The organism is Caulobacter segnis, assembly GCF_003243465.1.
GTDB lineage: Bacteria > Pseudomonadota > Alphaproteobacteria > Caulobacterales > Caulobacteraceae > Caulobacter > Caulobacter segnis_A.
The window spans coordinates 22,196-31,499 of the sequence record NZ_QFQZ01000058.1; the positions used below are offsets into that span (position 1 = coordinate 22,196).

Annotated in this window: 8 protein-coding genes; 5 read left to right on the forward strand and 3 right to left on the reverse strand. The window is 68.1% G+C overall.

Features of this window, described 5'->3' with window-relative positions; genetic code table 11:
• Positions 1 to 51: 51 nt before the first annotated feature.
• The 4 genes from DI526_RS16465 (at position 52) to yghU (ending at position 4,705) form a co-directional block, all read left to right on the forward strand.
• Positions 52 to 921, forward strand: a complete 870-nt coding sequence (locus DI526_RS16465) for an SMP-30/gluconolactonase/LRE family protein (RefSeq protein WP_304280281.1) — start codon at positions 52 to 54, stop codon at positions 919 to 921.
• Positions 914 to 2,689, forward strand: coding sequence for a xylonate dehydratase XylD (xylD, locus tag DI526_RS16470; RefSeq protein WP_304280284.1), 1,776 nt, complete (start codon positions 914 to 916; stop codon positions 2,687 to 2,689). The genes DI526_RS16465 and xylD overlap by 8 nt, the downstream gene beginning before the upstream one ends.
• A 107-nt stretch (positions 2,690 to 2,796) precedes the next feature.
• Positions 2,797 to 3,675 (forward strand): GNAT family N-acetyltransferase, encoded by an 879-nt coding sequence (locus DI526_RS16475; RefSeq protein ID WP_304280287.1) that lies wholly within the window; start codon positions 2,797 to 2,799, stop codon positions 3,673 to 3,675.
• Positions 3,676 to 3,832: 157 nt separating this feature from the next.
• Positions 3,833 to 4,705, forward strand: coding sequence for a glutathione-dependent disulfide-bond oxidoreductase (gene yghU / locus DI526_RS16480; RefSeq protein ID WP_304280289.1), 873 nt, complete (start codon positions 3,833 to 3,835; stop codon positions 4,703 to 4,705).
• 9 nt (positions 4,706 to 4,714) lie between these two features.
• On the opposite strand, the gene DI526_RS16485 is transcribed toward yghU, so the two are convergent.
• The 3 genes from DI526_RS16485 to DI526_RS16495 form a co-directional block, all read right to left on the reverse strand.
• On the reverse strand, positions 4,715 to 6,889 hold the full coding sequence (locus DI526_RS16485) for an outer membrane beta-barrel family protein (RefSeq protein ID WP_304280292.1): 2,175 nt from the start codon (positions 6,887 to 6,889) through the stop codon (positions 4,715 to 4,717).
• Positions 6,890 to 7,038: 149 nt separating this feature from the next.
• On the reverse strand, positions 7,039 to 7,434 hold the full coding sequence (locus DI526_RS16490) for a type II toxin-antitoxin system VapC family toxin (protein WP_304280294.1): 396 nt from the start codon (positions 7,432 to 7,434) through the stop codon (positions 7,039 to 7,041).
• Entirely contained in the window at positions 7,431 to 7,679 is a 249-nt protein-coding gene (locus DI526_RS16495; protein WP_304280297.1) for a type II toxin-antitoxin system Phd/YefM family antitoxin, read from the reverse strand. Before DI526_RS16495 ends, DI526_RS16490 begins: the two co-directional genes overlap by 4 nt.
• A 253-nt stretch (positions 7,680 to 7,932) precedes the next feature.
• Here DI526_RS16495 and DI526_RS16500 point away from each other — a divergent pair.
• A partial coding sequence (locus DI526_RS16500) for a sugar porter family MFS transporter (RefSeq protein WP_304280299.1) occupies positions 7,933 to 9,304 on the forward strand: 1,372 nt, incomplete at its 3' end.

Consider the following 9,304-nt stretch of genomic DNA (forward strand, 5'->3'; position numbering starts at 1 on the left):
ACCCCCACCCTACCCTCCCCCATCAAGGGGGAGGGACAAGAAGAGGCTGATATGACCGCTGAAGTCACCTGCGTTTGGGATCTGAAGGCCACCTTGGGCGAAGGCCCGATCTGGACCGGCGACGCGCTGTGGTTCGTGGACATCAAGGGTCACAAGATCCACCGCTATGCGCCGGCGACGGGCGAAGCCACCACGTTCAACACGCCCGAGCAGGTCACCTTCCTGGCGCCCCTGGCCATTGGCGACGCCTTCGTCGCCGGCCTCAAGTCGGGCCTGCACAAGTTCCACCCGCTGACCGGCTTGCAGCGTTTCCTCGAGATCGAGGACGTCGCGCTGGACAACCGTCCCAACGACGCCACCGTCGACGCGCAAGGCCGCCTGTGGTTCGGCACCATGCACGACGGCGAAGAGAACAAGAGCGGCGCGCTCTACCGTATGGACGCCCAGGGCGTGGCGCGGATGGACAAGGACATCTGCATCACCAACGGCCCGTGCGTCTCGCCCGACGGCAAGACCCTCTACCACACCGACACCCTGGAAAAGACGATCTGGGCCTATGACCTGGCCGAGGATGGCTCGCTGTCCAACAAGCGCGTCTTCGTGAAGATCGCCGTCGGCGACGACGTCTATCCGGACGGCTCGGTCGTCGACTCCGAGGGCTATCTGTGGACCGCCCTGTGGGGCGGCTACGGCGCGATCCGTTTCTCGCCCGCCGGCGAGGCCGTGGCGCGCGTGGAACTGCCCGCGCCCAACGTCACCAAGGCCTGCTTCGGCGGTCCTGACCTGAAGACCCTGTTCTTCACCACCGCCCGCAAGGGCCTGAGCGACGAAACCCTGGCCCAGTATCCGCTGGCCGGCGGCCTGTTCGCGCTGCGGGTCGATGTCGCGGGCCAGCCCCAATACGAGGTCCGCCTTGTCTGATCGCACGCCCCGCCGGTTCCGGTCCCGCGATTGGTTCGATAACCCCGACCACATCGACATGACCGCGCTCTATCTGGAGCGCTTCATGAACTACGGGATCACGCCGGAGGAGCTGCGAAGCGGCAAGCCGATCATCGGCATCGCCCAGACCGGCAGCGACATCTCGCCCTGCAACCGCATCCACCTGGACCTGGTGGCGCGGGTGCGGGACGGGATCCGCGACGCCGGGGGCATCCCCATGGAGTTTCCGGTCCATCCGATCTTCGAGAACTGCCGTCGCCCGACGGCGGCGCTGGACCGGAACCTCTCCTATCTGGGTCTCGTCGAGACCCTGCACGGCTATCCGATCGACGCCGTGGTGCTGACCACCGGCTGCGACAAGACCACTCCGGCCGGCATCATGGCCGCCACCACGGTCAACATCCCGGCCATCGTCCTGTCGGGCGGTCCGATGCTGGACGGCTGGCACGAGGGCGAGCTTGTCGGCTCGGGCACGGTGATCTGGCGCTCGCGCCGCAAGCTGGCGGCCGGCGAGATCACCGAGGAAGAGTTCATCGACCGCGCGGCCAGCTCGGCGCCGTCGGCGGGCCACTGCAACACCATGGGCACGGCCTCGACCATGAACGCCGTGGCCGAGGCCCTGGGCCTGTCGCTGACCGGCTGCGCGGCCATCCCCGCCCCGTACCGCGAGCGCGGCCAGATGGCCTACAAGACCGGCCAGCGGATCGTCGACCTGGCCTATGAGGACGTCAAACCGCTCGACATTCTCACGAAGAAGGCCTTCCAGAACGCCATCGCCCTGGTGGCGGCGGCCGGCGGCTCGACCAACGCCCAGCCGCACATCGTGGCCATGGCCCGTCACGCGGGCGTCGAGATCTCCGCCGACGACTGGCGCGCGGCCTATGACATCCCGCTGATCGTCAACATGCAGCCCGCCGGCAAGTACCTGGGCGAGCGCTTCCACCGGGCCGGCGGCGCGCCGGCGGTGCTGTGGGAGCTTCTCCAGCAGGGTCGCCTGCACGGCGACGTGCTGACCGTCACCGGCAAGACCATGGGCGAGAACCTGCAGGGCCGCGAGACCAGCGACCGCGAGGTGATCTTCCCCTACCACCAGCCGCTGGCCGAGAAGGCCGGCTTCCTGGTTTTGAAGGGCAACCTGTTCGACTTCGCGATCATGAAGTCCAGCGTGATCGGCGAGGAGTTCCGCAAGCGCTACCTGTCGGAGCCCGGCAAGGAAGGCGTCTTCGAGGCGCGCGCCATCGTGTTCGACGGCTCGGACGACTATCACCACCGCATCAACGACCCGTCGCTGAACATCGACGAGCACTGCATTCTCGTCATCCGCGGCGCGGGTCCGATCGGCTGGCCCGGCTCGGCCGAGGTGGTCAACATGCAGCCGCCGGATCACCTGCTGAAGAAGGGGATCATGAGCCTGCCGACCCTGGGCGACGGCCGTCAGTCGGGCACCGCCGACAGCCCCTCGATCCTGAACGCCTCGCCCGAGAGCGCGGTGGGCGGCGGCCTCTCGTGGCTGCGCACCGGCGACACCATCCGCATCGACATCAACACCGGCCGCTGCGACGCCCTGGTGGACGAGGCGACGATCGCCGAACGCAAGCAGGAAGGCATTCCCGCCGTCCCGGCGACCATGACGCCCTGGCAGGAGATCTACCGCGCCCACACCGGCCAGCTCGAGACCGGGGGGGTGCTGGAGTTCGCGGTCAAGTACCAGGACCTGGCCGCCAAGCTGCCCCGGCACAATCACTGATCGGACCAAAGGCCTCCGGAGCGATCCGGGGGCCTTCTTCTTAAGGTCTTCCGCCCTCTGGCCTTGCCGCGCGCCCCTTGCCAGGATGCCGCCCGGAGGACGCCGCCTTGCAAGACTTCGAGCCGCTTTTCGTCGCCGCGCGCCAGGCCGCCAGCGCCGGCCATCCCGATCAGGCCCGCGAGCTCTACGCCAAGGCCGCCCAGACGGCGCGGGCGGTTGGCGCCGCCATTCCCCTCGCCCACGCCCTGCGGCATGTCTCCGATCTGGACCGCGAGGCCGGGCGCGCCGAGGCGGCGCTGGCCGCCGCCGACGAAGCGACCGCCCTCTATCGCGCCGCCTCGGAGGCCACGGACCTCGACCTCGCCAACGCCCTTCGCCTGTCGGCCCTGGCGCGAGAGGCGCTGGGCCAGGCCGCCACCGACCTCTGGCGCGAGGCCGGCGCGCTCTACCAGGACGCCGACGTCGAGGCCGGGGTCGAGGAGGCCCAGCGGCGGCTGAACCTGGCGACACGCGCGGCCGAGCCGCAAGACCTGGCGCCGCTCGCCTGGCTGTGGCGGCAGGGCTGGCTGGACGCGCATCTGACGATCGTCCCCGAGGCCCTGGTCGCGCTGCGCACGCCGGAGAGCTTCGCCGAACGGATGGCCGCCGCCCTGCCCCAGGTGCGGGTGCTGGGCCCGGTCGGCGCCCCGCTAGGCTTCCACCTGATCAAGGGCGACGAGCTGAACCAGTTCTACCTGGCCGACGCGGCGCGTGGCTCGGGCGCGGCCGGCGTGCTGATGGCCGACGCCGAGATGCGGCTGGCGCAGGCGGGCGTCGAGACCGCCTGGCTGGCCTGCGCGATCGGCAACGCCCGCGCCGCGCGGTTCTACGAGAAGTCCGGCTGGACCCTGGCCCGCGAGGAGATCGTCCCGACCGAGACCTCGGCCGGGCCGTTCCCGCTGAAGGTCTGGCGATACGAGAAGCGGCTCGATCGCCATCCCGCCTAGGCCAGCCGGCCAGATCGCCGGGCAAAGCCCCGGCCTTGCCCGCCATACAACCAAATCCCGCACGGCGCTGGCGGGGTCCGTCCCTAGCAGCGAGACTGGCGCGCGCTATGTTCTAGCCACCAGCGCCCAGCCGCTATCTTCCCGTCAGGAGTCCGCCATGACCGACACCCCCACCTACGTCCCGCCGAAGGTCTGGACCTGGGACAAGGAGAGCGGCGGGCGGTTCGCCGCGATCAACCGCCCGATCGCCGGCGCCACCCACGACAAGCCCCTGCCCGTCGGCAAGCATCCACTGCAGCTCTACTCGCTGGGCACGCCGAACGGCGTCAAGGTGACGATCATGCTCGAGGAGCTGCTGGCCCTGGGCCATGCGGACGCCGAGTACGACGCCTGGCTGATCAATATCGGCGAGGGCGACCAGTTCGGCAGCGGCTTCGTCGCGGCCAATCCCAATTCCAAGATCCCGGCCCTGGTCGACCACCGGGGCGACAAGCCCGTGCGGATCTTCGAGTCCGGCGCCATCCTGATGCACCTGGCCGAGACGTTCGGCGCCTTCCTGCCCACCGAGACGGCCGCGCGGGCCGAGTGCCTGTCCTGGCTGTTCTGGCAGATGGGCAGCGCGCCGTTCCTGGGCGGCGGCTTCGGCCACTTCTACGCCTATGCGCCCTACAAGATGGAGTACCCCATCAACCGCTACGCCATGGAGGTGAAGCGCCAGATGGACGTGCTGGACCGCAATCTGGCCGAGCGCCCGTTCGTGGCCGGCGACGACTACACCATCGCCGACATGGCCATCTGGCCCTGGTACGGGGGCCTGGCCAAGGGCCTGATGTACGAGGCCGGCGAGTTCCTGTCGGTGCAGGACTACAAGAACGTCATCCGCTGGGCCGACGACCTGGCCGCCCGCCCGGCCGTGCAGCGCGGGCGGATGGTCAACCGCACCTTCGGCGACCCCGCCAGCCAGCTACGCGAGCGCCACGACGCCAGCGACTTCGACACCAAGACCCAGGACAAGCTGGAGGCGAAGTAGGGAAGACCCCTACCCCGGCCCGCCGGCGCTGAAGTCGAACTGTTCGGGCCGGGGCTTGCCGCCGCCGAACGCGTAGCTGAAGCCGAAGAACACCGAGCGGACATTGGCCGAGCGGCGCGCGCGATCCCGCAGGGTCGGCGTGTCGGTCACGCTCACGTCCTCGAAGCTGTCCAGCACGTCCTGGGCGGTGACGACCAGCGACAGCTTGTCGTTGACCTTCCGGCGATAGCCCAGGTTCAGCATCTTGAACGGCTCGCGATAGCCCTGCGGCGTCAGGCGCTTGCCCGAGGTGAAGGCGTTCAGCTGGAAGAAGTCCTTGGGCGTGGCCTGCCAGTTGAGGTTCGCGCGGCCCGACAGCGCCGTGCCCGAGCGATTGCCCGAGAAGCCCAGGTTGCCGGCGTCGATTTCGTTCCAGAACAGGTTGCCGCTGACGTTATAGGTCAGCTTCGGCGACAGGCGGCCATTGGCCACCAGCTCCAGGCCGCCGGCCCGGCTCTTGCCGAGGTTTTCGCGGGTGGTCAGCAGGACGCCGCCGCCGCGATCGACCACCAGGTCGGTGACGCTGTCGCGGGTGTCGCGGAAATAGGCGGTGGCCAGGTAGTAGGCCTGGCCCTTCCGGTACTGCCAGCCCAGCTCGTAGGAGTCGGTGACCTGCGGCTTCAGGTTCGGATTGCCGGCCCGGTAGTTGTACGGGTCGATATAGATCTCGTAGGGGTTCAGGTCCTGGGCGTTGGGCCGCTGGACGCGACGGCTGTAGTTGGCGTTCAGGGTCTGGCTCTGGCTGAGCGTGTAGCCCATGTGCAGGGTCGGATAGAGCCGGAAATAGTCGTTCTGGTTCTTCTGGCCCGAGGTCAGCTGGTTGGTGTCGATCTGCACCTGCTCGGCGCGCAGGCCGCCCTGCACGGTGAAGTCGCCGAACGGCCGCTCATAGGTGACATAGGCCGCATAGACGTCCTGGTCGTAGATGAAGCGGTTGGTGCGGCTGGGATCGACCGCCAGGGCGTTGGGCGAAGCGCCGGTCTCGCCGCGATTGTCGTAGTCGTTCGACGACCACTCGATATCGAAGCCGGTCTTCAGCTTCACGTCGTCCGGCAGCGGCTTGCTGTAGTCGACCTTCAGATTGGTGCGCGTCTGGTCCTGGCCGAAGCTCAGGGCCTCATAGACGTCGCCGCCGGGGCTGTTGCGCAGCAGGGCGTTGGAGTCGCGCGAGAAGTCGGTGATCTCGTGCTCCAGGTGGGCGGTCAGCGTGTGATCGGCGCCCTTCATCTGCCGGCGCCAGTCGGCGCTGATCGCCTTGTTGTCGCGCGTGATGTCGGCGTCGGTGGTGCGGGTGTAGGCGCGCGAGACGCCACCCAGGGCGTTGCGGCCGGTGTAGGATTCGAACAGGTCGCTGTCGAAGTCGAAGCGGCGCAGGCGCACCTCGCCGCTGATCCGGTTCTGCTTGTCGAGATCGTAGTCGGCCCCGCCGCGCAGGGTCAGGGCGCCGCCCCTGTTGTCCTGGTCGGTGTCGAAGCGGCCGGGCAGGAACTGGCCGCTGGCCTTGTCCAGCGTGGCGCGGTCGATCTCCTGGACGCCTTTCTGGGTGTCGCGGCGATAGCCGGCGTCGCCCGACAGGGTCAGCTTGCCCTCGCGGCGCGTGGCGCTGACCCCGCCGTTGTAGCGGCCGTAGGGACCGACGTTCAGGCGGGCCGTGCCGTTCACGCCAGGCTTCTGGGTCTTCTTGGTGATCAGGTTGATGATGCCGGCCGAGCCGTCCGGACGATAGGCGGCCGACGGGTTGGTCATCACCTCGACCCGGTCGATCTGGTCGGCGGGCAGCGACTGCAGGGCGTCGGCCTTGTTGTCGCCCGAGAACATGCCCGACGGCTTGCCGTCGATCATGATCGTGACATTGGCGTCGCCGCGCAGGCTGACATTGCCCTGCACGTCGACCTCGACCGAGGGGATGTTGCGCAGGGCGTCGGCGATTGAGCCGGTCTTGGCCGACAGGTCGTTGGCGACGCTGTAGCTGCGCCGGTCGATCGAGGTGCGCATCGCCGTCGAGTCGGAGGTGATCGTCACCCCCTCGACGGCGGTCGGGGCGTCCTTGGCCGGGGCCTTCGGCGGCGCAGGCGCGGTCTGGGCCTGGACGAGGGCGGGCGACAGCACGGCGACCGCCGCCAGCAGAGCATACTTCAAGCGCAAGACAGGTTCCCCCAGGCGGCCCGTCGGCGCGCCGAGCCGAAGCCGCGCCGAACATTACAAAAAGTACATCTGTAAAATAAGATGCCCTGCCGTTTAACCCGGGTTGGACCGGCAAGACAAATGTCTTTTCCGCAATGTTCGCGCGGGGCTCAGACGCGAAGGATGTGGGGGCTGTATGAGGCCACGACGGCGTCGTGGGTGACGAGGCGCAGGGCGCCCGAAACGCCTTGGACGACCAGCAGCCGGTCGAAGGGATCGGCATGGATCGGGGGCAGCTGCTCGACGAGGACCGTCTGCTCCGGCGTGATCGGTATCAGGTCGTAGCCAGACGCGAGGAACAGCTCCATCGCCTCGTCCCCGCCGATCGGCATGGCGTTGGGACCGCTACGGCCCAGACCATGCTTGATCGCGATCTCCCAGAGGGTGACGGCGCTGACATAGATCTCGTTCTCGGGATCGAGGATCAGCGCGCGCGCCGCGCTCGAAAGACGGGGATCGTCGGTCAGCGACCAGAGCGCGATGTGGGTGTCCAGAAGTAGCTTCACTCAGAAGAACCGAGGAACAGGCGGGCGGCCTCTTCATCCTCGGCTTCCGGGTTCTGCGGCGCCGTGAACATGCCCGCGGCGATGCCGATCCGCCGCTCGATCCCGCGCGAGGGCCGCAAGGCGACGAGGCGGGCGGCCGGACGGCCGTTACGGGCGATGATGATCTCGTCGACCTCGCCCTTTTCGACCGCGTCCACCAGCTTGGACAACCTGCTCTTGGCGTCGTGCATGTTGACGGTCGTCATGCCCAGACCTCATTAGCTAGAATTAGCTAACATATTTCGGCGGGGCGAGAAAGCGCGGGCTTGAGGCCTGCCTCGCCCCACGCGGCTCTGATATCCATGGGATCGGAGGTGAGTCCCACGCGCGAGCAAAACGGTCGCCAGAACCTGCGCTTGCGTGCTGATACCGGTAACACTAAGGTCGCGCCAACCAGAGGGCCCTTAAGGGGCCGTAGGGGCGTCAACGGGCCGAGAGCGGCCCAATGGGAGGAAACCTGTGGCAAGTGTATCCAACGCCGGCCCGAGCGCGGGCATGAGCGCTGACGGGGCGAAGGTAAACATGGCCTTCGTCGCCGCGATCGTCGCCGTCGCCACGATCGGCGGCTTCATGTTTGGCTACGACAGCGGTGTCATCAACGGCACTCAGGAAGGCCTCAACAGCGCCTTCAAGCTTACTGAATTCGGCACCGGCCTGAACGTGGCCGCCATCCTGATCGGCTGCGCCGTCGGCGCCTTCGCCGCCGGCCGTCTGGCCGACGTCTGGGGCCGCCGGACCGTGATGATCATCTCCGCGATCCTGTTCATCATCAGCGCGCTCGGCACCGGGGCGGCGCACACCTCGACCGTCTTCGTGATCTTCCGCCTGATCGGCGGCCTGGGCGTCGGCGCGGCCAGCGTGCTGTGCCCGGTCTACATCTCGGAAGTCACGCCCGCGAACATCCGCGGCCGCCTGTCCTCCGTGCAGCAGATCATGATCATCACCGGCCTGACCGGCGCCTTCGTGGCGAACTACTTCCTGGCCCATACCGCCGGCAGCTCGACCGCGCCGTTCTGGCTGGACCTGCCGGCCTGGCGCTGGATGTTCTGGATGCAGGTCATCCCGGCCGGCGTCTTCTTCCTGTGCCTGCTGGGCATTCCGGAAAGCCCCCGCTACCTGGTCGCCAAGGGCCAGGACGCCAAGGCCGAGGCGATCCTCTCGCGCCTGTTCGGCGCGGGCGCCGGCGCGGCCAAGGTCACCGAGATCCGCGCCTCGCTGAGCGCCGACCACAAGCCGAAGTTCTCGGACCTGCTGGACCCGGTCAGCAAGAAGATTCGCCCGATCCTGTGGGCCGGCCTCGTGCTGGCCGTCTTCCAGCAACTGGTCGGCATCAACATCGTCTTCTACTACGGCTCGGTGCTGTGGCAGTCGGTGGGCTTCACCGAGGACGACAGCCTGAAGATCAACATCCTGTCGGGCGCGCTGTCGATCCTGGCCTGCCTGGCGGCCATCGCCCTGATCGACAAGATCGGCCGCAAGCCGCTGCTGCTGATCGGCTCGGTCGGCATGGCCGTGACCCTGGGCGTCCTGACCTGGTGCTTCTCGACGGCCACCACCGTCAACGGCGCCCTGCACCTGGACGCCAGCGTCGGCCCGATCGCCCTGGTCGCCGCCAACCTCTACGTGATCTTCTTCAACCTCTCCTGGGGTCCGGTCATGTGGGTGATGCTGGGCGAGATGTTCCCCAACCAGATGCGCGGCTCGGCCCTGGCCGTCGCCGGCTTCGCCCAGTGGATGGCCAACTTCGCCATCTCGTTCAGCTTCCCGGCCATGGCCAAGGCCAGCCTGCCGGCCACCTACGGCTTCTACGCCGTCAGCGCCGTGATCTCGT

Excerpts from the sequence above, each read along its gene's own strand:
- DI526_RS16465 (WP_304280281.1), top strand. The coding sequence starts at position 52 with ATGACCGCTGAAGTCACCTGCGTTTGGGATCTGAAGGCCACCTTGGGC.
- yghU (WP_304280289.1), top strand. The coding sequence starts at position 3,833 with ATGACCGACACCCCCACCTACGTCCCGCCGAAGGTCTGGACCTGGGAC.
- DI526_RS16495 (WP_304280297.1), bottom strand. The coding sequence starts at position 7,679 with ATGACGACCGTCAACATGCACGACGCCAAGAGCAGGTTGTCCAAGCTG.